20 protein-coding genes and 1 riboswitch are annotated in these 23,687 nt (G+C 44.2%); of the genes, 15 read left to right on the top strand and 5 right to left on the bottom strand.

Annotation, left to right across the window (positions count from 1 at the left end):
• Position 1: 1 nt before the first annotated feature.
• The 6 genes from NST40_RS21885 (at position 2) to NST40_RS21860 (ending at position 6,742) form a co-directional block, all read left to right on the top strand.
• Positions 2–1,048 carry an arabinogalactan endo-1,4-beta-galactosidase gene (locus tag NST40_RS21885; RefSeq protein ID WP_306066879.1) on the top strand — a complete coding sequence of 349 codons (1,047 nt, stop codon included), beginning with the start codon at positions 2–4 and terminating at the stop codon, positions 1,046–1,048.
• Between the two features lie 225 nt (positions 1,049–1,273).
• The gene (locus tag NST40_RS21880) at positions 1,274–1,930 is read left to right on the top strand and encodes a stage V sporulation protein AA (RefSeq protein ID WP_076127430.1); all 657 of its coding nucleotides are present in this window, start codon (positions 1,274–1,276) and stop codon (positions 1,928–1,930) included.
• Between the two features lie 2 nt (positions 1,931–1,932).
• A complete protein-coding gene (locus tag NST40_RS21875; RefSeq protein ID WP_036676132.1) occupies positions 1,933–2,358 on the top strand; it encodes a stage V sporulation protein AB in 426 nt (141 codons plus the stop codon).
• 645 nt (positions 2,359–3,003) lie between these two features.
• Positions 3,004–4,704, top strand: coding sequence for a spore germination protein (locus NST40_RS21870; RefSeq protein WP_076127621.1), 1,701 nt, complete (start codon positions 3,004–3,006; stop codon positions 4,702–4,704).
• Between the two features lie 126 nt (positions 4,705–4,830).
• The gene (lysA, locus tag NST40_RS21865) at positions 4,831–6,165 is read left to right on the top strand and encodes a diaminopimelate decarboxylase (RefSeq protein WP_036676133.1); all 1,335 of its coding nucleotides are present in this window, start codon (positions 4,831–4,833) and stop codon (positions 6,163–6,165) included.
• Between the two features lie 145 nt (positions 6,166–6,310).
• The gene (locus NST40_RS21860; RefSeq protein WP_036676135.1) at positions 6,311–6,742 is read left to right on the top strand and encodes a peptidylprolyl isomerase; all 432 of its coding nucleotides are present in this window, start codon (positions 6,311–6,313) and stop codon (positions 6,740–6,742) included.
• Positions 6,743–6,796: 54 nt separating this feature from the next.
• On the opposite strand, the gene NST40_RS21855 is transcribed toward NST40_RS21860, so the two are convergent.
• On the bottom strand, positions 6,797–7,552 hold the full coding sequence (locus tag NST40_RS21855; protein WP_342409991.1) for a TIGR02206 family membrane protein: 756 nt from the start codon (positions 7,550–7,552) through the stop codon (positions 6,797–6,799).
• 243 nt (positions 7,553–7,795) lie between these two features.
• On the opposite strand from NST40_RS21855, the gene NST40_RS21850 reads away from it, so the two are divergent.
• On the top strand, positions 7,796–11,263 hold the full coding sequence (locus NST40_RS21850; RefSeq protein ID WP_342409990.1) for a collagen binding domain-containing protein: 3,468 nt from the start codon (positions 7,796–7,798) through the stop codon (positions 11,261–11,263).
• An 86-nt stretch (positions 11,264–11,349) separates the two neighbouring features.
• Here NST40_RS21850 and NST40_RS21845 read toward each other — a convergent pair whose 3' ends face one another.
• The 4 genes from NST40_RS21845 to NST40_RS21830 form a co-directional block, all read right to left on the bottom strand.
• Positions 11,350–12,858, bottom strand: coding sequence for a stalk domain-containing protein (locus NST40_RS21845; protein ID WP_081387479.1), 1,509 nt, complete (start codon positions 12,856–12,858; stop codon positions 11,350–11,352).
• A gap of 14 nt (positions 12,859–12,872) precedes the next feature.
• On the bottom strand, positions 12,873–14,252 hold the full coding sequence (locus tag NST40_RS21840) for an MBOAT family O-acyltransferase (protein ID WP_339244240.1): 1,380 nt from the start codon (positions 14,250–14,252) through the stop codon (positions 12,873–12,875).
• A gap of 127 nt (positions 14,253–14,379) precedes the next feature.
• Positions 14,380–15,483, bottom strand: a complete 1,104-nt coding sequence (locus NST40_RS21835; protein WP_076219854.1) for a HAMP domain-containing sensor histidine kinase — start codon at positions 15,481–15,483, stop codon at positions 14,380–14,382.
• Positions 15,480–16,190, bottom strand: coding sequence for a response regulator transcription factor (locus tag NST40_RS21830; RefSeq protein ID WP_076127445.1), 711 nt, complete (start codon positions 16,188–16,190; stop codon positions 15,480–15,482). Before NST40_RS21830 ends, NST40_RS21835 begins: the two co-directional genes overlap by 4 nt.
• A gap of 405 nt (positions 16,191–16,595) precedes the next feature.
• On the opposite strand from NST40_RS21830, the gene mscL reads away from it, so the two are divergent.
• The 8 genes from mscL (at position 16,596) to NST40_RS21790 (ending at position 23,613) form a co-directional block, all read left to right on the top strand.
• Positions 16,596–17,000 carry a large-conductance mechanosensitive channel protein MscL gene (gene mscL, locus NST40_RS21825; RefSeq protein ID WP_076219852.1) on the top strand — a complete coding sequence of 135 codons (405 nt, stop codon included), beginning with the start codon at positions 16,596–16,598 and terminating at the stop codon, positions 16,998–17,000.
• Between the two features lie 188 nt (positions 17,001–17,188).
• A riboswitch (FMN riboswitch) is annotated at positions 17,189–17,362 on the top strand.
• A gap of 218 nt (positions 17,363–17,580) precedes the next feature.
• Positions 17,581–18,681, top strand: coding sequence for a bifunctional diaminohydroxyphosphoribosylaminopyrimidine deaminase/5-amino-6-(5-phosphoribosylamino)uracil reductase RibD (gene ribD / locus NST40_RS21820; protein ID WP_076219851.1), 1,101 nt, complete (start codon positions 17,581–17,583; stop codon positions 18,679–18,681).
• A gap of 55 nt (positions 18,682–18,736) precedes the next feature.
• Positions 18,737–19,405: a riboflavin synthase gene (ribE, locus tag NST40_RS21815; protein WP_076127451.1), complete on the top strand. Its 669-nt coding sequence runs from the start codon at positions 18,737–18,739 to the stop codon at positions 19,403–19,405.
• A gap of 62 nt (positions 19,406–19,467) precedes the next feature.
• Positions 19,468–20,721: a bifunctional 3,4-dihydroxy-2-butanone-4-phosphate synthase/GTP cyclohydrolase II gene (locus tag NST40_RS21810; protein WP_076127453.1), complete on the top strand. Its 1,254-nt coding sequence runs from the start codon at positions 19,468–19,470 to the stop codon at positions 20,719–20,721.
• Positions 20,722–20,757: 36 nt separating this feature from the next.
• Entirely contained in the window at positions 20,758–21,225 is a 468-nt protein-coding gene (gene ribE / locus NST40_RS21805) for a 6,7-dimethyl-8-ribityllumazine synthase (protein ID WP_036676377.1), read from the top strand.
• Between the two features lie 136 nt (positions 21,226–21,361).
• Positions 21,362–22,153 (top strand): segregation/condensation protein A, encoded by a 792-nt coding sequence (locus NST40_RS21800; protein WP_036676147.1) that lies wholly within the window; start codon positions 21,362–21,364, stop codon positions 22,151–22,153.
• Positions 22,122–22,724: an SMC-Scp complex subunit ScpB gene (gene scpB, locus NST40_RS21795; protein WP_036676149.1), complete on the top strand. Its 603-nt coding sequence runs from the start codon at positions 22,122–22,124 to the stop codon at positions 22,722–22,724. Before NST40_RS21800 ends, scpB begins: the two co-directional genes overlap by 32 nt.
• Before the next feature lie 181 nt (positions 22,725–22,905).
• On the top strand, positions 22,906–23,613 hold the full coding sequence (locus tag NST40_RS21790) for a DUF2953 domain-containing protein (protein WP_076127459.1): 708 nt from the start codon (positions 22,906–22,908) through the stop codon (positions 23,611–23,613).
• Positions 23,614–23,687: the final 74 nt, after the last annotated feature.

The raw sequence follows: 23,687 nt of genomic DNA, 5'->3' as shown, positions 1-23,687 counted from the left end.
AATGATGACAACCACATTTATCAATGGAATGGATATCTCGTTTCTGGATGAAATTGAGCAGGGTGGAGGAGCGTATTACAGCGGTGCTGTAGAGTCCGTTGAGAACGCTGAGGATTTGCTCTACATTCTGAAGGACAATGGCGTGAATGCCATCCGGCTGCGGATTTGGAATGATCCTCCGGGCGGCTTCTGCAATCTAGAACGTACGCTGATTATGGCTAAGCGAATTAAAGAAGCAGGACTTAACTTTCTGCTGGATTTTCATTATTCGGATAAATGGGCAGATCCTGCTAATCAATCGAAGCCAAAAGCTTGGGAGAACCTTGATTTTACGGGTTTAACATCAGCTGTATATGAGTATACTCGTGAGGTTCTTGAGTTTTTGCAATCTCAAGGCACTATGCCCGACATGGTGCAGATCGGTAATGAGATTACTCCAGGCATGTTATGGAATGAAGGCAAGGTGGATGGAGAGTGGGATACTACGGACCAATGGGAACAGTTCATTACACTGGTTCAAGCAGGAATAGCGGGCGCAAAAGCTGTTGCTTCTGATTTGTCCATCATGATCCATATTGACCGTGGTGCTGATCATCCAGCCAGCCGTAACTTTTATGATCGGTTTTTCGAGCATGGCGTAAATTTTGATGTAATCGGATTATCTTTTTATTCTTGGTGGCACGGCACGCTGGATGACTTGCGATCTAACCTGAATGAATTGGCGGTGCGGTACAATAAGGATATTATTGTTGTTGAAACAGCTTATCCTTGGACGCTGAATGCACCTGAAGGTTTCCCCTTAATAGTAAGTGAGGAAAAGCAGCTGCATGAAGGTTATCCGGCTACAGTAGAGGGACAGACTAAGTATATGAAAGATTTTATTAGTGTAATTGAGAATATACCTAACGGTAAAGGTATCGGGTTTTATTATTGGGAGCCAGCCTGGGTTCCTTCGCAAAAGGAATGGTCCGTGGGACATGAGAATGGTTGGTCCAATCTGACCCTGTTTGATTTTGCGGGAGGGAAATTGGATTCGCTCGAATTCTGACGTATTTAGGATTGAAACAAGAAGACAGCTTAAGGTTAATTACCTTGAGCTGTCTTCTTTTTAATTTCCAGAAGAAGGGTTAGCCTTTCCTGATACCTATAAACAAGCAACATTTCAGTATTTCAAGAAATTGATACAGAGCAGCAAGAGTAAAAATAAGGCTTTACTCCCATACTACCGTTATCTTGGACCTGAGCTTCACCATAACCTTTAGGAGGAATGCGGATGAAACAACATTCTGCTCCCACCATCTATATACAGCTTAAAAATCGGGTGATGGTTCCCAAGGGTAAAGGTGTCACGTTGGGTGATATTGCTTTTTTGATAGCGGAGCCTGAGCTGAAAGAGTCGTTGGAGACAATTCTCTTAATGAAGCCGGAGCAAAGTGACGGCAATCTGATTTTGATTGATCTGTTGATGGTTATCCCCCGGATATATGAACTTATACCGAATGCGGACATTGAACCGATCGGTGAAGGGAGGACGATTGTGCAGATTGAGAGTCAGGTGGAGAGACGGAAACCTTCGGTGGCGATGTTTGTTTTAGTGTGGCTGCTGCTTTTCTTTGGGTCTGCTCTGACAATTATGAACTTTCATGCTGATGTAAATATGCTGGAGGTACAAATTCGAATTGTGGAGATGCTAACGGGTCATCGGGATGAGCATCCCTATATATTTCAGATTGCTTATTCTCTGGGCATCGGGTTTGGGATGGTCATTTTTTTCAACCATTTATTTAAAAAGAAGTGGAATGAGGAACCTACTCCGCTGGAAGTGGAAATGTATCTGTATCAGAAGAACATCGACCAATATGTCATCAATGAGGAATACAGCAAGATGAGGCGCCGCAGTGAAAACCAATCTGAGAATAGGGAGGACTGAAGATGACGGCACCCATAGCACTGGGACTAAATTTGCTGCTGGGCATTGCGGGTGGTATTGCTGTAGGCGGTGGAGTGATCGCTCTATTTGTTGTGCTGGATATGGTGCCGCGTCTGGCGCAATTAACCTCTTCTTACGATAAAGTTCATTGGTATGAAGGCGCGATGGTTGGTGGATCTTTAGTAGGTACTGTTAGTGATTTTTGGAATTGGAAAATTACCTCAGGTCCTCTAGTTGAACTTGGTGTAGGACTATTTGATGGGATTTTTGTCGGGATGCTCGCTGCAGCATTGACCGAGGTATTAAATGTGCTGCCGATACTCGCTAAACGCTTAAATATGACACATTATCTATTCGGTCTGTTAATGGCGATGGTGAGTGGGAAGGTCGCGGGTTCTTTGTTCGACTGGTTTGTATACCGACAGTAAACAGGGGGTTAGGAAATGAGCAAGTTTATTCACAGCGGTGATTCTGCACCGGAAGATGACCATCTGGAAGATAATGCTTCAGCTGCTGCAGCAATGAAGATAACTGCAGAGGATCTAGTTGCAGATCACACAGAACCTGAGGGCGCTTCAGCTATCGGTGAAAGTGAAGATTCAGCGGAAAATTCTACAACATCTGAAACTAGCCAGGACCAGCAGGATGCAGAGGCATCAGCTGAATTAGGTACTGAGCAGCAAGATGTGGATGCCACTTCGGAGCAGGGAACAGAGCAGCAGAATGCGGATGCCACTGCGGAGCAGGGAACAGGGCAGCAAGATGTGGATGCGACTGCGAAGCAGGGAACAGAGCAACAGGATGCAGAAGTGACTGCGGAGCAGGGAACAGGGCAGCAAGATGTGGATGCGACTGCGAAGCAGGGAACAGAGCAGCAGGATGCAGAAGCGACTGCGGAGCAGGGAACAGGGCAGCAGGATGGGGAAGTGACTGCGGAGCAGGGAACTGAGCAACAGGATGCACAAGCGACTGCGGAGCAGGGAACAGAGCAGCAGGATGCAGAAGCATCGGATGAGCTCGGCAATCAGGAGCCAAGTGAGCCGAGTAAAGGTTTTTTTGCCAGGTTATTTGGTATGGATTCAGAGGATTCAGAATCAGATGATGAGGCACAGGATCAGAATGCTCAGGCAGCAGGAGGAACAGGTAACGATGCTGGTACTGGGGAGGAGTCTCAAGCTCAACCGAAGCCTTCAAAGAAGCAGGCGCAGCAGCAGTCTCAGAACAAAAGTAAAGATAAGCTACAAAACAAACGCGATAGTGAGCATTCTAACTCATTAAAGGAATCCGTTATTTATTGGCAAGGCAATGATCATATCCCAGGTTCTCTACAAGAAACAAAAAACACGCTGACCGAAGTGATGGGGCTGGGAACAAGTTTTGATGTGACGTTTAGAGAAATGTCCTTTGGGGGACATAAGACAGCTTTACTCTGCTTAAGCGGATTCACCAACGAAGATGTAACGGATGAAATTCTGAAACGACTAACCTACCTTTCTTCAGAAAATTTGTCCGCAGGTGTATTAGGTAGCTTTATGAACGAATACATCCCTCATATTCAAGTTGAAGAGGGTAGTGTATTAAGCGAATGTTTCGATAAAGTATTAAAAGGAATGAGCGCACTATTTATTGAGGGTGAGAACAAAGTTATCCTAATGGATACTCGATCTTACCCCATGCGAAGTCCTGATGAACCCTCGATTGATCGGGTGGTGCGTGGTGCGCGCGATGGTTTTACAGAAACCCTGCTTAGTAATATTTCACTTGTAAGAAGACGGATACGTGATCCGGGGCTGAAGCTTGAAATGTTTCAAGTGGGACGGCGGACACGGACAGATGTCTGTGTGGCTTACATTGATGATATCGTTGATAAAACACAAGTTACGTCTGTCATCGATAAAATCAACAGCATCGATATCGATGGTATTCCACTGGCGGATAAGCAATTGGAGGAAGCGATTATCGGCGGAGGGTGGAACCCTTATCCTATGGTGCGTTATTCTGAACGCCCTGACGTTGTAGCCTCCAATTTATTAGAGGGACGGGTCATATTATTCGTGGATACCTCGCCCATTGTAATTGTTCTTCCGACTACCTTTTTTGATCTTTGCCAGCATGCGGAGGAGAATCGCCAGACTCCTTTTATGGGGACATATCTGCGGTGGGTCCGTTTCATCGGCATCTTCGCTTCCATGTTCCTGCTCCCATTATGGATGCTGCTTGTTATCCATCCTGAGTTAAAGCCTGCTATGCTGGATTTTATCGGGCCGCAAAAGACAGCGAGAATTCCTATTCTCGCTCAGTTTCTGATTGTAGAGCTTGGGGTTGATTTACTGCGGATGGCCGCCGTGCATACCCCAACACCTTTAGGCTCAGCGATGGGTCTGATTGCAGCCATATTGATTGGTGATATAGCGGTGCAGAGCGGTCTGTTTGTAAACGAAGTAGTACTGTATATGGCGGTAGCCTCAATCGGTATGTTTGCGACTCCGAGTTATGAGCTGGGTCTGGCGAATCGTATAGTCAGGCTTGTGTTATTAATTGCCGTAGCGGCGTTCCAGGTACCAGGCTTTATGATTGGCACGACGTTACTGACTATCTTCTTAACCACTCATCGGTCCTATAACTCCTCATATATGTGGCCGTTTATACCTTTTAATGCAAAGGCAATGAGTGAAATTCTATTGCGTAAACCGGTCTTAAGTTCGAAGGAAAGACCGTCTTTTAACAAAACCAGAGACAATACCAGAATGCCGCCATCTCAAGAGAATGAATAACAATCGTAGGAAAATACAAAACTACTGCAAATTAGTCCATTCAATGGAGTTCCCACTGTCTGTTATACTGAATACACTAAGACAGGGTGGAACCTTGATATTCCACAGAAATTGGAGGACTAAAGAATGTTTCTACACGGTACTAGCCGCATTAACGATGCTGGGCATTTGGAGATCGGCGGATGTGATGTAACTGAATTGAAAGCGGAATATGGAACCCCGCTATATATATTGGACGAGCAATTGGTTAGACAACGTTGCCGGGAATATATGGATGCTTTTAAAGCCTCCGGCCTTGGTTTCCAAGTAGCTTACGCAAGCAAGGCGTTTTCAGTAATGGCAATGGTTCGTTTGGCTGATGAAGAAGGTTTGTCACTGGATGTTGTATCTGACGGCGAACTATATACAGCTTTGCAAGCTGGCTTCCCGGCAGAACGTATTCATTTTCATGGCAACAATAAGACATCTGAAGAGATCGAAATGGCGATTGATGCCAAAATCGGCTGCTTTGTAGTCGATAATCTGGTAGAGCTTAACCTTTTGCAGTCCATTGCCGCACGTAAAGAAGTTAATGTGAACATCTTATTGCGGGTGACACCAGGTGTAGAAGCGCATACTCATGAATATACCGCAACGGGCCAGACGGATTCCAAATTCGGCTTTGATATCGGTAACGGATCGGCCTATGAAGCAGTGAAAGCAGCTGTCAGCAAAAAGAATATCACGCTGCTTGGTGTGCATTCCCATATTGGTTCGCAGATCTTTGAAACCGATGGTTTCCAGCTAGCTGTTGAGCGTGTGGCAACTTTTGCCCGCAGTGTTAAAGAAGGCTTGGAAGTGGACTTCCGTGTAGTCAATCTTGGCGGAGGTTTCGGCATTCGTTATGTCGAGGGAGATACCCCCTTACATGTTTCTGAATATGTTGCAGCGATTACGGATGCAGTGAAGACTCATTTTGCTGGAATTTATAGTGCTTTGCCGGAAATTTGGGTGGAGCCGGGCCGTAGTATTGTTGGAGATGCAGGTACTACATTGTACACTGTAGGATCCAACAAGGACATTCCTGGCGTGCGTAAGTACGTTGCTGTTGATGGTGGAATGACCGACAATCCACGCCCTGCTTTGTATCAGTCTAAATACGAGGCATTGCTTGCTAACCGTGCTAACGAAGACGCAACTGAGACTGTCTCCATCGCTGGTAAATGCTGCGAGAGCGGAGATATGTTGATCTGGGATGTAGAGCTGCCGAAGGCTGAAAGCGGCGATTTGTTGGCTGTAGCCTGCACAGGTGCGTATAATTACTCCATGGCCAGCAACTATAACCGTCTTCGCCGTCCGGCTTTAGTATTCGTACAGAACGGACAAAGCGATCTTGTAGTGCGTCGTGAAAGCTATACGGATCTTATTGCCAACGATATTGTACCAGAGCGTATCGCTAAACAGACAGTTGTTGCTAAGTAATAGCCTGCTGCTGTAAGGTGGGTAAAGTTGAGCAGCATATAGAGCAAGCAGGAAAGTCTCCTGCTTGCTTTGCTTTGTGCGTGGTTTCATAGTAATATAATTGAGGTATTCTAAATTTGTTAATTTTGAAAGGGGTCATTTACATATGGCAAAGCAAGCGAAAATCACTCTAGAAAATGGCGGCGTAGTGCTGCTGGACTTGTTCGATCAAGATGCACCTAACACTGTAGCCAACTTTGAAAAGCTGGCAAAAGAAGGTTTCTACAACGGATTGACATTCCACCGTGTTATTCCTGGTTTCGTTGCTCAAGGCGGATGTCCTAACGGAACTGGCTCTGGCGGCCCAGGTTACACAATCAACTGCGAAATTAACCCAAACAAACATGAACGCGGAACACTTGCAATGGCACATGCAGGTAAGAACACAGGCGGAAGCCAGTTCTACATCTGCTACGCTCCACAACCACACTTGGATGGAGTACACACTGTGTTTGGTAAAGTAGTAGAAGGCATGGATCTTGTTGATGCTTTCAAAGGACGCGACAAAATGACTTCGGTAGAAATCATCGAAGCTTAAGATTTAATAGTTAAAAGCCAGTCTCCGAATATCGGGGCTGGCTTTTTTGTGTTGTTAAAGAATCCGCCTAACCTGTCTACGCCGTGAATTGCGCCGCTCTGGCAGCCAGAAGAATATCAAATACATAGCTAGAAACACAGTGAAGGCAAACAGCTCTTCAACAAGCAGGTAATAAGGATAAGGTCCAAAATAATCCAATACGGAATAGGTACTAGGTTTCTGGGATAGGAACATGTAGTTTGAGCCTAGGAAGTAATTAGCAGTCCAGATGCAGGCAGCCACAATATTGAGGCCGAGCATGGTGATGAGTAAAGATCTCCAAGTCGGCTTGTAGCCCTCAATCCAGGTCATGTAAAGAGACGCCAGAATAATAGAACCGTGAGCTATAAAAAACAGGAGAAAGCGGAAATGAGGGAACGGATAAACTAGGTTAGGGGTGAGCAACGCAATAAATGCTCCGCCGATCCCGGCAAAGTAGAGAAAGGAATAAAGGGTTCGACTGCGTGAAATTAACATGATAATAGACAGCTGTAGAGTGATTCCACAGAGCTCGAACGGTAATGAGGAGCTGGAGCGCCAGATGTTCTGAGAGATGTACCACATTTGCAGCCCGGCTTCTGAGACTACAAGTAGAATGATTAGCAGCAAACGCACGCTTTGCCGAAGTCTTGAATCTGTACGAATTTCAAACCGTAAGCCATAGAGCAGTAGACAACTTAACGTAATGATAGACAGCGCAACCCAATGCGAAGATGAGAACATGATGAAATCCTCCGCGTGCTGGCGATCAAAAAAAGATGAAAGCTGCATAGACGAACCTCCTTTGAACGTGAAAACATCCATCAAAAATAAAGTTTGAGAATTTTAATAATCTTGATTCTATATATCCATAAAATGGGTATATATGTATATGTTCTGTCAACTCCACCACATAAGGAAGACTTTTCATTATATTAACATAAGATGGGGCGTAGGGCGCGGAATTACATATGAAGCTTTTGAACATGCAGGGGTGGAAAACAATTAGAACAAGAAAATGGAGGCAACAGGAACATGTTTAAGAAAAAAATAAGTGTAATAGTCATTATTTTGATGCTTGTGGCCCAATATGCCTATGGCATCGGATTTGCTCCGCAAGTAAAAGCGGCTGCGATTGATGACGAAAGAAATATCATCACCAGTGTTTCAATGGCTGTTTACGGGCCAGATGGAATCACGGTCACGAACAGCGTATACGAACGAGATGCTAATGTTACCTTGGATTATAATTGGTCTCTTCCTAAAAATCATAATTACAAGCAAGGTGACACTTTTACTTTTCAGCTTCCAGAACAGTTCCAGTTATTTAATGATTTTAACGGACCGTTGGTCTCTGAGGATGGAGATGTAGGGAGCTTTGAAGTCAGGCAAATTTCACATGAAGTGATAATGACTTTTAATGACTACATAGAAACGCATGATGACGTGCAGGGAACGCTGCGGTTAAATACTAAATTCGATAAACAGCAAATCTCGGGCAGTACTATACAGAATATTTTATTTCCCGTGAGCGGCGGTATTCAGACAGTGACAGTAAATTTTAAACCCAGTGTTGGATCGACTATAGAGAAGAGAGGTATTGCCGAAGGTTTCAATGCGAACCAAATATTATGGACTGTTGATGTCAATAAGTCTTTGGAAGCCGTGGGGAATGCCATTGTGAGTGACCCCATCCCTTCAGGCTTATCATTAAATACTCCAGTCACAGTGAGCGTGTATCAACTGAGCATTCAATTGGATGGTTCAGTAACGGAAGGAGCATTGCTCGACACAAGCAAATACTCTGCAGAGCTCTCCGGAGGGACACTGATTGTCCGTTTTACGGAGCCTGTGATTAAAGAGGCTTACCGTATTGTGTATTCCACAGGGATTACTAATGACCATCAGCTAAGCTTCACCAATACTGCAACTTTTTCAGGAAATGGGCAAGAGCCTGCCAGCTCGACTGCCACAGTAAATGTAGAACGTGGAGGAAGCTTGAAAAAGTATTCCACAAGCTATGATGGGGGCAAGCAGATCATTTCCTGGGCAATTGAATATAACTACAATGAAAAGAACATCCCGCAAGGAAACGCTGTGTTAACAGATTTGTTCGATGATTCTCAAGAACTGGTAGCCGATTCGCTAAAAGTATATGCTGTGCAGCTGGATTCTTCCGGTGGTGCAACGTTAGGCAAGGTTTTGACAAAGGATGTTGACTACACGGTTGTTTCCACGTCAGACGTTCATAAGTCTGGATTTGTATTGCAATTTGCACACGATGTTACTTCACCATATCGAATCGAATATAAGACAAAAGCGATAAAACGCGTGTTTGAGGATGCCACCATAACTAATACAGTATCTGATAGTACGTATAGTGATCAGGCTACCCGATTAATCCGGTCTTCCATTCTTTATAAGACTTTATCAACCGTAGATTATCAGAATAAAACATTGGGTTGGAAGGTCACATTGAATAGTGATAATTACCCGATGAGCCATGTTACAGTTACCGAATCCTTCCCATTTGGCGGTCTAAAGTTTATTCCAGAATCACTGGTGATTAGAAATCTGAATGGGAATGTTTTAAATCCAAATAACTATGATCTAGTGTACAACTCACCTGTCGAGCCTAATAAAGGCTTCAAGGTAGTGTTTAATTCACCGGTATCTGGTCTTTATACGATTAGCTATTCTACAGAATTTAACAAGGAATGGATTTGGGCTAAAACTGAAAATTTCAATAACAAAGTTCGGTTAGACTGGATGGACAGTACTGAAGCCTTACGCACGATAGAAGCAGAAGGGTTATTCATTCCTAGACCTGAGGCGAAAAGCAATGGATTTAAAGGGGGAGCCTACGATGCTTCAACTAAAAAAATTATTTGGACGATAGGCGCCAATTATAACGGCAAAACCCTCGAAGCTCCGGCGCTTGTTGATATTTTAAAATCAGGCCAGACCTTGGTTCCTGGTTCACTAAAAGTTTACACTATGAATATTGCAAAGAATGGTGACCCTACCAAGGGTACAGAAGTGAATCCTAATAAATATAGCTATAGCGTAAATAGCGATAATGAATTAAAAGTTATTTTTACAGATAAGATTAACTCCGCTTTCTACATTGAATTTAATACAAGTCTTGAAGGGCAAATAATAGGCACTACTGTTGATAATAAAGCTAATCTCTATGATGGAGCAAAAGTGGTTTCCAAAGATTTGACCGCCTCCGTAAAAATTCCTTTTGGAGAGGATTATGTGCTGAAGGACGGTACACAAAACGGGGATAAAATTGACTGGAGCCTGCAAATTAACCGGGGGCAGTCCACAATAAAGGATGCATTAATCAAAGATACTCCTAGTGCTAATCAAATTTTGCTGCAGAATTCATTCCATCTGTATCCTACGGCTGTAGCTGTGAACGGAGATATCACGAAAAGCGGTCCTGAACTGATTCAGGGTATTGATTATAGCGTTGTTATCACAACGGATGCCGATGGAAAACAATCCTTTGAGTTAAGCTTTGCCTATGAAATCAGCAGGGCTTACATTCTCGAATATCAATCCCTGATTGTGGCTAACACTGGAGACAAAGTAATAAATACTGTACATTTCAGTGGTTTTAACGGCAGTGAAATAAGTAAAGAAACCTCTAAAGAAATTATTGTCGGGGTCTCCAGCGGTTCTGGCACAGGCAGCGGGGGAAGAGGCACTCTCAATATTAAGAAGCTAGATGCTGAAGATAACTTAAAGGCGCTTGGTGATGCGACTTTTGCATTGTATCGACTAAATGGCACGGAACGTGTACTGATTAACAGTCTAACTACAGATGCAGAGGGTACAGCTACATTTAATAAAATATGGCTGGGTAGCTATGTATTGGTGGAGACAGCAGCTCCAAATGGTTACGTGCTCGATACATCCGAGCATCCAGTGGAGATTCGTTCCTCGTCAGCGGTTCAACTGGTGATTACGAATCAAAAAGCAGTGGAGCCCACGCCTACGGTAACGCCAGAACCAACCGGTGCTCCAACAACAACACCAGAACCAACCGTAACACCTGCACCATCAACAACGCCAGCACCGACGGTTTCTCCATCACCAGAAGTGACTGCTGCACCTACACCAATCCCTACAAGCAGCACATCTGGAGGTTCGGTGGTACCCACGTCTACAAGCTCGCCCGTACCCGAAGTAATTATTAATGATCCAGCTGTTCCTGCTGGTCCTGGAAATGCGGCCGATCTAGGATCCGTGACATCAACCGATGAGGGAACTCCTGAGCAAGAGATTACCGAAGAAGAAATTCCATTAGGAGAAGTTGATATCGACGATGAAGAAGTACCAAAAGGTACGGTGAACAATAGCACTTCGGGTGCTCCTCAGCTGCCGAAGACAGGTGAGAACAGTCCTTTGCCTCTGTATCTGTCGGGAATAGGGTTGATAACCATAGGATTTGTTATGAACCGAGTATTTAGACGTAGAGGTAAGACAGAGTGATCGGAGATTAGTGTGATTTAAGATTTTTATGCAAAAGCACCCAGCATGATAAATGCCGGGTGCTTTTATGCTTTTTTTTGAAAATTTTATGGCTGATTCTTAAGTGTACCGGCGTTATCTGAGGTGCTTAGGTTATACCGTAGCCATTCGCCTTCCTTTTCACTTGAGACATTCCAGCCGAGCTGTTCCGCAACAAAGGCTAGCGGGACTAAAACTTTTCCTCCTGCCAGTAGCGGCGCAGCATCAATGGTGAGAGCTTTCCCGTTCACGAGTGCTTTGATACTGCCCACAGTCATAGTAACGGTGTTCTCGGCGGAAGTAAGCGATACAGTTTTAGTGGCCGCATCCCACGTTATGGATGCACCCAGGGCTGTCCCGATATCTTTGGCGGGCAGACATAATTCTTTATTTCCTTGCACTAAACGGATGTTAAGTGCTAGTGGTAATCCATTTACTTGTACACTGCTGCGATAAACTTTTCCGTTATTATCCATAACGGCGCTTTCCGCCTGTGATTCCAGCGAGCTATTAAGCGCCTTTATGTTGCTGGAAGTTACCCGATATTTGGAATTGTCCTGTCCGATAGCTTCTGCTATCCACGTGTTAACCTCACCATTATGATGGCTTAAATCCTTATAGAGGTCTAGATTGAATGTCCAATCCGCTTCGGCTTGGAAATCGTATAGCTTCACATTTGGTAACTGTTCAAATTGCTCGAATATCCATTGCCGCATGACAAGCTGATTGTTAAAGCGAACGGGATTACTGGCAGACCAAGCGACCTGACGCATAACGCTGTAGGGCGGGTAGTAGAAATAAAACTGGACATCGGGATATTCCTCCAGCAGAGGACGGATATACGTATTAAAATAGCCCTTTACTTGCTCAATGCTTTCCTCGTTAGTACCGTAATCCAGCTCCTTGTCACAAGCCATTAGGTAAGATTCTGCAACGTATTGCTTGCCAAACACTACTTTGTTATTCCAGTTGTATAAATATTCCAAATCCTGTTTAGCTTCACCACTCTGGTTATTTTTGATGCTGCTTAAAAATTGTTTATATACAGATGAATTGAACCAGTATTTGTAGTCGCTCCACAGTTTACCGTCATACAGATAGTCAGGGAAATCTTCCTCATCTTCGGCTGTGGCGAGTTTCAAAGAGAAATAATCCAAACCCCAGAGGACTTGTTTTACTTTGCCTGTCTCCAATGCGAGTTTGGCAATTTTATAATGCTCATCGACCGTGGATCCTTCCATAGATAACTTTAAGGTTGTCCCACCTAAGCTGGCATCTACTTGAGAGGGAAGAAAGTTCTCTGTCATAGACGTGCCGATGATAATATTGTCGTAGTCGTAATTTTTAGCTAAACCTGGATTCTGATAACGTTCTTCTTCTGACAAGAGTGGGGTATACCACGATGGACGGTGATAGAATTGTAATGGGTCGATAAAAGCAGTAATCAGCGCCGTTAGAAGCGCTAACAAGCTGAAACAAAGCAGGAAATAACCTATGAAACGTTTCGATTTAGTATGAATCCCGGGGGATTTACGTGGGTTGTTATTATTTTGAAGCCGTGATGCAAGCATCATCATTCCTCCTTACAGTTCTAGAAGTTAAAGTATAAAAAGGTTGTAATTCGGTTGAAGAATAACAGCGAGAACATAATGATAAATGCCATCACAAATGCTGTTTTCCAGCTATACTGAAAATTACGTTTGTTCAACAGATGAAGGGGATTCCAGAGAATGATCGTCATTAAGATGAGAATCAGGATGATTGCCCATTTAAGCGATTCAATAGATTGCAAAGATACCCCGTTAAGCCCACTCATCCCTTTCAACAAACGAAATGCCTGCGATATATGTTCTGCACGGAAAAATACCCATGTGATGTTCACAAATATGAAAGTCAGCAACCATGATAACCATTTGGGAAGGGAGAAGCCCCAGCGTCCCCAACATTTCTCTACAGCTTGTCCTACTCCATGCAAGAGCCCCCACAGGATGAATAGCCAACCTGCACCGTGCCAGAAACCACCGATCAGAAAAGTAATAATGACATTTCGGATCGAAATCCAGAAGCCTTTCCGGTTGCCGCCAAGTGGAATGTAGATATAATCTCTAAGAAAATGGCTGAGCGTAATATGCCAGCGTCTCCAGAAATCGCGGATGCTTATGGCTCGGTAGGGTTCATTGAAATTTTGCGGCAGATGGATGTTAAACAGCAGTGCTATTCCAATCGCCATATCGGTATAGCCGCTGAAATCATAGTAGATTTGTAAGGTATAGGAAAGGATAGCCACCCATGAATCTACAAAATATGTTGCAGCTGCAAAACCGTTATCAGCATAACCAGCTAGGGTATCCGCTAGGATGACTTTTTTTCCTAATCCGATGCTGAAGAAGAGGGTCCCCTTCCGTATATTGTTCCAATTCCAAACCTTATTTCGCAGTTTATCGAATTGGGGCATCATATCCTTGTGATGAAGGATGGGACCGGAGATCAGATGCGGGAAAAAAGTCACAAATAGCGTGTAATTCAAAAGATTGTACTCACGCGCTTGGTTCCGGTAAACATCAACAAGGTAGGCGATTTGTGTAAAGGTAAAGAAACTTATGCCTAAAGGCAATATAAGATGGTGCAGAGAAAGGTTGCTTGCGGTTACCTCATTCCAATTTTCTATAAAAAAATCCGTGTATTTGTAATAGCCGAGTAATAGAATATTTGTGCTTAAGCTAAAGATTAGCAGCGGCCGGCGACGCTTAGCTGTTGTGGTATGAATGAAATGGCCCATAACATAGTTAAAAAAGATGGATAACAAGATTAGAGGAACATATTTTATGTTCCAATACCCGTAAAAAACTAAAGAGGCGAGGGTAAGCCATACCTTAGCACAGAGTGTGAGACGAAGACGATTCAGAATAAAATATCCGGCCAGCACGATAGGCAGAAAACCAAACATAAAGGGATACGAATTAAATAGCATAACAACAATCCTCACTTATAGCAGATTTAGTATGAAATCACTATAAGCCAGAGATCTTAAGGCTTTATGTTATGAATTCTTATCATTTTCTTAATGGTTGAGATTGTACAAAAAATCCCCGCAAGCATCATTCGCTCACAGGGAAAGAGGTTTCAAATTCAGTTTGTTTGCGTGTACTTTTGGCTGTAATGGTTCCGCCGTGAAGCTCTGCAATACTCTTGGCTATGGCGAGCCCTAAGCCACTTCCGCCTGTCTCTCGGGAACGGGATTTATCGACACGATAAAAGCGTTTAAATAAGTGGGGGAGGTCGGATGCAGGGATAGGAGTACCGTAATTCGTACACAGAGCAACTATTCTATCGTCTTTTCTAACAACAGAAATGTCTAGAATTTTTCCTTCCTTACCGTATCTTACGGCATTGGTAAATAGGTTCTCATACAATCGCACCAGCTCGTCCGCATCTCCGTTGATAATCAGAGGAGCAGTATCCGTATGAATGCGGTAGCTCATATCTGCTTGTTCCAGTACGGGTGCAAATTCCTCAATCAGCTGTTCGAGCAGCTTGCCGAGATCTACTGGCTCAATATTTAGCGGTAATCCGCTGCTGCTGACGCGAGTGTATTCAAATAAATCGTCGATTAGCTTTTTAAGAGTCAGAGATTTCTCATAGGCAATATTCACATAATAACGCAGTTCAACCTCATTTTTATAACGATCCTTCTCCACATATTCAAGGAATCCGAGAACAGAGGTTAGTGGGGTTCGGAGGTCATGAGACACACCTGTGATTAGGTCGTTTTTGGCTTTTGCAGCGGCTCGTTCTTCCTCTATAGCAGATTTTAGCTTGCCAGCCATAGTGTTCATATTTTCTGCGAGCTTTCCGAGTTCATCCGTACCTGTTACCGGCACCGTGAAAGATAAATTGCCATCCGCAATGGCCTGAACTCCGCTCGTAATGTTATGAAGATTCTTAGTTGTATTTCTGGACAGTTTTAGGATGAAAAAAATAAATAAAGGAATCCCTATAAGAATCACAACTGGCGTCGATCCAATGGTATTGATCACCCAGAGAATGAGTCTGACTCCCCAAAAGGAGCGTGAAGGATTTAACCACAGCAATAGTGAAGTGCCATAATAGCCGCCCATTAAGATTAAAGCGGTGAGTGCTAGGCTCGTTAAGCTGAAGCCAACTATTTTCCAGGATAGGGTATCGAATCGTTTAAAGTTCAACTAGAAGGACCTCCCTTTTCCAGTTTGTAGCCAACGCCCCATACCGTTTTTAAGTATTGTGGTTTACGCGGATTTTCTTCTATTTTTTCTCTGATTTTACGAATATGCACCATGAGTGTATTGTTGCTTTCCAGGAATTGTTCTTTCCATACTTTGGCGTAGATCTGCTCCATGCTTAGAACTTGTCCCTTATTACGGGCGAGCAGCTCTAGAATCGCAAATTCTCGCGGGGTAAGCTTAACTGGGTGATCATCCACACTTACTTCATGCGTAACCGAATTAATAACCAGGCCATCAATGATGATTTCATCCTGTTTGGCGTTTAGATCTGCCATGTAATTTCGAGTTCTGCGCAGCTGGGATTTAACACGGGCAACTAACTCCAGCGGACTAAAAGGTTTCGTAACATAATCATCTGCACCTACGCTAAGTCCGGTGATTTTATCAAGTTCCTGCCCTTTAGCAGATAACATGATGATCGGAAATTTTTGCGTTTCTCGAATTTTAATACAAGCCTCAATGCCGTCCATATTAGGCATCATGATATCAAGAACCATGAGGTCTATAGTCTCTCTATTGATAATTTCGAGTGCTTCCAGCCCGTCTTTGGCAGTTAACAGCCGGTAACCCTCGTTCTCCAGATAGATCTGCATTAGTTTAATAATCTCGGCTTCGTCGTCCACCAATAGCAGCGTTGCGTTGTGCATTTCTCAGCGTCCTTTCTTGCTTGTAAAGCGCAATTCTTGCTATAAGAAGTATACAACATTTTCTTGTTTGGAAGCCTCATTTGAAGACCAGTGAAGGCAAAGGAACTGTATAGCAGCTAATAAATTAGTGGAATAAAAGACCAAATCCCCCACAGCATTATGCCAAGTTGTTTTTTCTTTTAGCTTGCTCTGATCCCTGTGCCTCAATCCATGTAATACATTCTCAGCCCTGCCTCTATCATGTAAGAAGAAAAATTCTTAAACCTTATTTTACAGAAAACTTCTTAACAGCGGTGGCAGGTAAAAGTAAAGGGAAACTTAATAGTTTCTTAACAAGTCTTAAGAATTAGGAAGCTACTATGCTATAATAATTTCAAATTATATATGTTGGGGGTTATTTGGAATATGTGGAAAGAATTTAAAGATTTTGCCTTGAAAGGGAATGTTCTTGATTTAGCGGTTGCTGTAGTAATCGGAGCTGCATTCGGGAAGATTGTGACATCATTGGTATCTGATATTATTACTCCAATTGCAGGCTTGCTAACGGGTGGTATAGATTTGAAGGATCGGGCTCTAAGTGTCATGGTTATGCAGAATAAACTAATTATCCCTTATGGGCAATTTTTACAATCTGTAGTTGATTTCTTTATTATTTCATTCTCTATCTTTATGGTGATTAAGCTGGCTAATAAATTCCAACGCAAAGAAGCCGTTAAAGTTGAAGTGGTGGAGACTCCAGCACCTGCAGAGGATATCGTGCTGCTTACAGAAATTCGTGATCTTTTGAAACAACAAGAACGTGGTTTGTAATCATGAAAAATAACCAAGAAGCGCCAGGAGCCATTGTCCTGGCGCTTCTTGGTTTCCTTTTATAAACTCAGTACAATCTATAATCTAGTTACAAATTTTAAGTAAATATAATAAACGCACTTGCATTTCGCTGGTGTAAGTGATAATTTTGTTAGTAAGGAAAACTTGAACCTCAATTAAATAAAGGATCAATCCTTCAGGGCAGGGTGTAATTCCCTACCGGCGGTGATGCTGTTGTAGAAATAACGTATTCAGTTTATCTACAGTGCTCAGTCCGCTACCCGGCTCGCGTTGTTGACGCGAACGGTGGACCTGGTGAAATTCCGGGACCGACAGTATAGTCTGGATGGAAGAAGGAGAGGTTGACCGCTTGTCTGCAATGGACTGGCGGATCGCAGTGTTTTCATATAATCATGTGCGATATTTCACAATACCCGTCGATTGACGGCTATTTAAGCACACTTTTATTTGGACTGCCGATGTACTCTCGCATAACCCATCTTGAACTCCTCCTGGAGAATGAGATGGGTTTTTCTGTTTTTTAAGCTAAAGAATTGACAGCAGTGGATAGGAGGAAGAGATGGACAACATGAATGATGAGTTTTATATGTCGCTAGCACTGGACATGGCCGAACGTGCCCAAGGACAGACGGGAATTAACCCTGTTGTTGGCTGCGTTGTGGTGAAGAATGGAGCAATGATTGGACTCGGAACTCATTTACAGCGAGGTACGGGGCATGCCGAGGTGCACGCTTTGAATATGGCAGCTGGGCAGGCACAGGGCAGTACGGCATATGTCACACTAGAACCGTGCAGCCATTATGGAAAAACTCCACCTTGCAGCCAAAGGCTGATCGATGAAGGGGTAGCTAGGGTTGTAGTTGCTTGTGAAGACCCGAACCCTCAGGTGGCAGGGCGCGGAATTCAAATGCTGCGTGATCAAGGGATAGCGGTCGAAGTCGGTTTGTTGCGTGATCGTGCGCTTCGATTAAATGAGCGATTTATCAAATATATTTTGACAAAACAACCTTTTGTTACGCTGAAGAGTGCAAGTACGCTTGATGGCAATCTAGCTACCAAATCTGGTGAAAGTAAATGGATTTCGAATGGGGAAGCGCGGGAGATCGTACATACGCTGCGGCATCGGCATCAGGGCATCATGGTCGGTGTGAATACAGTGATTGCTGATAATCCCTCTCTGACAACAAGAACAGAAGTGCCTGGCATTAACCCGACGCGGATCATCATTGATTCCGGGCTACGTATTCCTCTGGATTCGGCAGTTGTATGTGATGGTCTAGCGCCTACACTTATTGTAACAACCGATGCTGCAGATCCTGCTAAAAAGGCTGCACTGCTGGAAGCAGGCGTTCAAATCGTTGTGTGCGGAGCAGGTCCAAGAGTGGATCTGAAGGCGGCCATGATATCTCTTGGCGAAATGGAGATAGGCTCTATTTTACTGGAAGGCGGGGGGACGCTGAATGGCGCGATGCTGGAGAGCGGGCTAGTGGATCGTATTATTCTATTCTTCGCTCCAAAAATTGTCGGCGGTGGCACAGAAGCGAAAGGAACTTTCGTATTTCCGGGTGTAGAGCTGATGAAGGATGCGATCTCACTTGAAGGATTGGAAGTAAAAGTGCTGGGAGATAATGTATGTATCAGCGGCACTCCAGTACGCTAACAAAAGCTATGCAAGAAGTGAATTTGAGGAAGTAATGCTTTTTAGGAGGGATATCATGTTCACCGGATTAATTGAAGAGGTTGGTGTTTTGCGCAGTGTCTCCGCCGGTGGGGAAATGATGGTGCTGAATATTGCCGCTTCGGTCATCATGGATGATCTAAAAATCGGTGACAGTGTGTCCGTCAATGGGGTTTGCCTCACGGCGACAACTTTGGGAGATCATTCCTTTACAGTGGATGTAATGCCGCAGACCTACCGGAATAGCAACCTGAAGGAACTGAAGCCCGGCAGCCGGATGAATCTGGAACGAGCAATGGCAGCCGGCGGGCGTTTTGGAGGGCATATTGTTCAAGGACATGTTGATGGCACTGCCATTATTAAAAGTGTAAAACGTGATCAGAATGCTGTTGTATTCGAGATTGCACCGGATCGTAAATCACTATTTAAATATATTATCCCCAAGGGATCGATCACGATCGACGGCATTAGTTTAACTGTAGTGAAGACTACAGCCACATCGCTTGCAGTGTCCATTATTCCGCATACGTTAGGGGAAACAGTTCTGACGCACAAACGGGCTGGGGATAGTGTAAATATCGAGTGTGATGTACTTGGCAAATATGTAGATCATTTATTGCATTATGGCTCAGCCGCCCAAGATGAAGAAGGCGAGAGCCGCTCCGGGATTAGTCATGATTTTTTGGCGGCGAACGGGTTTGTTTAAATAAAGAGTTTGCTTACGAAGAAGGGAATAATCTTTCGTAAAGCTTTTAGGAGGATAGGATCATGAGCGAGCAATCGAAAAAGGAAAGTGTCTTGGATCCGATTGAAGAAGCAATATATGACTTAATGCGCGGTAAAGTCATCATTGTAGTGGATGATGAAGATCGTGAGAATGAAGGGGATTTTATAGCCCTTGCTGAACGTGCGACACCAGAGGTCATCAATTTTATGATTACTGAGGGACGTGGATTGGTTTGTATGCCTATTACCCAGGAGCGTGCGGCAGAACTTGAACTGCAAGCCATGGTAACCCACAATACCGATAATCACGGTACGGCTTTTACCGTATCTGTTGACCATAAAGATACAACCACTGGGATCTCTGCGGGGGAAAGATCTTTGACCGTTAAAGCCATGATCGATCCAAAAGCGAAACCTGCTGATTTCCGCAGACCGGGGCATATGTTCCCGCTGATTGCGAAAAAAGGTGGCGTTCTGCGCCGCTCCGGACATACGGAGGCTGCTGTTGATCTAGCGCGGATGTGTGGCGCTTATCCAGCCAGTGTCATTTGCGAGATTATCAAGGAAGATGGCTCAATGGCCCGCTTACCTGATCTAATCGAAATTGCCCGCAAGCATGATCTTAAGCTGATCAGTATCAAGGATCTTATTCATTATCGCAACGAAAAAGAACAACTCGTCACACGCGAAGTGTCTGTACGACTTCCTACCGATTTTGGAGATTTCCAGACCATTGCTTATACAAATGAAGTGGATGATAAAGAGCATGTAGCTTTGGTAAAAGGCGATATTTCCGGCGATGAGCCAGTGCTTGTACGTGTACATTCCGAATGCCTGACTGGTGATGTATTCCACTCCCATCGCTGTGATTGCGGCCCGCAATTTGAAGCTGCACTGCGGCAGATCGAAACTGCCGGTAGGGGCGTGTTACTCTATATGCGCCAAGAAGGCAGAGGCATTGGCCTTATCAATAAGCTTCGGGCTTACAAGCTGCAAGAGGAAGGTCTTGACACTGTAGATGCGAATCTAAAGCTTGGTTTTCCAGCAGATTTGCGTGACTATGGAATTGGAGCACAGATTCTGAAGGATCTGGGTGTGCGCCAAATCCGTCTGCTCACGAACAACCCGCGTAAGATCAAAGGGCTGGAGGGTTATGGGTTGGAAGTCGTTGAGCGCGTGCCGATACAAATGCCGGAGAACAAGGACAACACCAATTATCTCCACACGAAGCAAGCGAAGCTTGGACATATGCTGTCTTTTGACGATATTGAACAAAATGAGGATTCGAAAGCTTAACCATACATTATAAAAAACGAAGGGTAGATGATGGATATGCCGAAATATTTAGAAGGTCACTTAGTTTCTGAGGGGTTAAAATACGGAGTTGTTGTAGGACGTTTTAATGAATTTATTACCAGCAAGCTTTTGTCAGGTGCACTTGATGCCTTTAAACGCCATGGTGTTGGTGATGATGAAGTGGATGTTGCTTGGGTTCCAGGGGTATTTGAAATTCCGTTGATCGCGCAAAAAATGGCTGAAAGCGGCAAATACGACGCTGTAATCACCTTAGGAACGGTTATCCGTGGTTCCACTACACACTATGATTATGTATGTAATGAAGTTGCCAAAGGAGTAGCCGCTATCAATCTTAAGACCGGCGTGCCGACCATTTTTGGCGTAGTCACTACTGAAAATATTGAACAGGCCATCGAGCGTTCAGGAACCAAAGCAGGCAATAAAGGCTGGGATGCTGCGACTGCTGCGATTGAAATGGCGAATCTTAACAAACTGTTTAAGTAAGTCAGCTATTGACGAATCAGTCGAATTCGTGCTTATTTATAGTATAAGAAGAAAGCATGGATTATAAGAGCCCTTTCTACTTGTGTAGCGTCCAGACGGGCGCTGCACTTTACTTTTTTTGGCGGGAGGATGCTTCGTGACTGTATTGTACAAGCTGGAGACGTTTGAAGGTCCGCTGGATCTGCTCTTGCATTTAATTGATAAGGCGGAAATCGACATCCAGGACATTCCGGTCGCCGAGATCACCGAACAGTATATGGAATACCTGCGTAGCATGCAGGAGCTTGAATTGGATATTACGAGTGAATTTCTCGTGATGGCCGCTACCCTTTTATCTATAAAGAGCAAGCTATTGCTGCCCAAACCACCGGTCATTGAGATCGATGATTTTGAATATTACGAAGAGGATGAATTTGATCCACGAGCTGAACTTGTTCAGCGACTGATTGAGTATCGTAAGTTCAAGAGTATTGCTGTACATTTAATGGATATGGAGAGCGAGCGGAGCTTGATTTTTACGAAGGAGCCTGAGGATTTGGGTCCATTCGTGCCAGAAGAGATTGATCAAACGCTAAAAGGACTACATACCTCAGACTTAATAGCCGCTTTTCGTAAAGCGCTAAGTAAGGCTGCCAGAAGGTCTTCTTACCAGCGGATCACCCGGGATGAAATATCGGTAAAAGATCGTATACGTGATGTATCAGATGCGCTGCAGCGCAGAGGTACAGGCGGTAAGCTGCATTTCTCGGCACTGCTTCACGATGAAATGGCACGGCACGAAATCGTAGTTACTTTTCTTGCGATTCTGGAACTGATGAAAATGAAGGCGATTTTTTGCTACCAAGAGAAATTGTTTGATGACATCGTAATGGAGTGGAGAGGAGGAGAACACTTCAATGGATTACAAAACGCTGAAATCGATTATTGAAGGCCTGCTGTTTCTATCAGGGGATGAAGGAATCTCCGTACGCCAAGTGGCTGAAATTACGGAACAGCGCCCAGAGCTTGCGGCCGGAGCATTAGAGGAACTAAAAGAAGATTATGTAGCACAGGAGCGGGGCTTACAGGTAGTGCAAATTGCCGGGAATTATCGGCTGGCTACATTGCCTGATCATGCCCACTATTTTGAGCGTCTGGCCTATTCACCATCCAGATCAACCTTGTCTCAGGCTGCCTTAGAGACTCTCGCAATCGTGGCTTATCGCCAACCGATTACGCGGGTGGAGATTGAAGAGATCCGGGGTGTGAAGTCGGAACGCGCGATTCATACGCTGAATAACAAGGATTTGATTCATGAGGTTGGTCGTGCGGAAGCGGTAGGCCGGCCAATTTTGTACGGGACGACTAAATCCTTCTTGGAGAGCTTTGGTCTTGCCAGTCTAAAGGATCTGCCGGAACCAACAAACTTTGAGTCCACGGATAATTTGGAAGAAGAGACACAGCTTTTGTTCAATAAGCTGGATACTCAAATGACTTTTGAGGATGTCGAGCTGCCTTAGTTGGTACGAGAACGCTAATAATTGTATTGAAGGGACTGGTCTTAAACCATTTATGTGGTTTGGGACAGTCCCTATTTTTATTTAAGCTCATATTTTTTATGCAAACCCCGAATTTTTTCCAGCTTATATTGCCATACTAAACCAAAGGTTCCCATTATTAAGGTTTCTTGGAGGTAAATACGTGACGTTATGGCTTGCAATTCCCCTTGTTTTGCTTGTACTGGCACTGATCCTGGTCCTGTCTTCATCTATCGATTTCCGCATACGGTGTTATAAACATGGAAAAAATGACCTGCTCGAATTAGATGTTACCTCTCTTTTTGGTCTGATAAAGCTTCACTATGAACTTCCCCAATTGGTCTTTAAGGGATTGGAGCAGGGTGTGTGGGGAAAGTTTAAAGAGACAGGGACGGCGACGACAGGTGTAGATACCGTAAAAGAAGAGATATTTGATAAAGAAAGAGTAATGCACTGGCGCGCCAATGTTAACCAAGCTGTGAAATCTACACGCGGCTTGAAGGAATGGTTAAAAGAGACTGTAGCTCATGTCAAAATATCAAAGCTCGATTGGTCCACCGATTTCTCTCTTGGTGATGCAGCAGACACTGCGACCGCATCGGGAGCGGTTTGGGGCCTGAAATGGAGTATTGTTGGTTTTATTTCGCAATGGGTGAAATTGCAGCAGCATCCTCGAATTTTTGTTAAGCCTGTTTTTGAAGATGAGCTTTGTTTTGCAATGGAGTTTGTCTGTAAGGGGAAAATGTCAGTCGGCTATACTTTGTATGCCTTAATGCGGCTATCTCGGCGTGTCTTGCGTGAAAAAGGCGGGATCGGCCATTGGAGAAATCTGCTGAAACAGATGCGTCAGGAGCCACACGGGAAAGTTTAAAATGAAAGTTACATACAAATGGGCGGATGTGGGGATGATATACGCTGTAGAAGAAAGAGAAATCGTACTCAATT

This window comes from Paenibacillus sp. FSL R10-2778 (assembly GCF_038593035.1).
In the GTDB taxonomy this organism is placed as follows: Bacteria; Bacillota; Bacilli; order Paenibacillales; family Paenibacillaceae; genus Paenibacillus_AQ; species Paenibacillus_AQ odorifer.
Note: the sequence above shows the minus strand (reverse complement) of the source record. Positions and strands in the feature narration are given on the sequence as shown.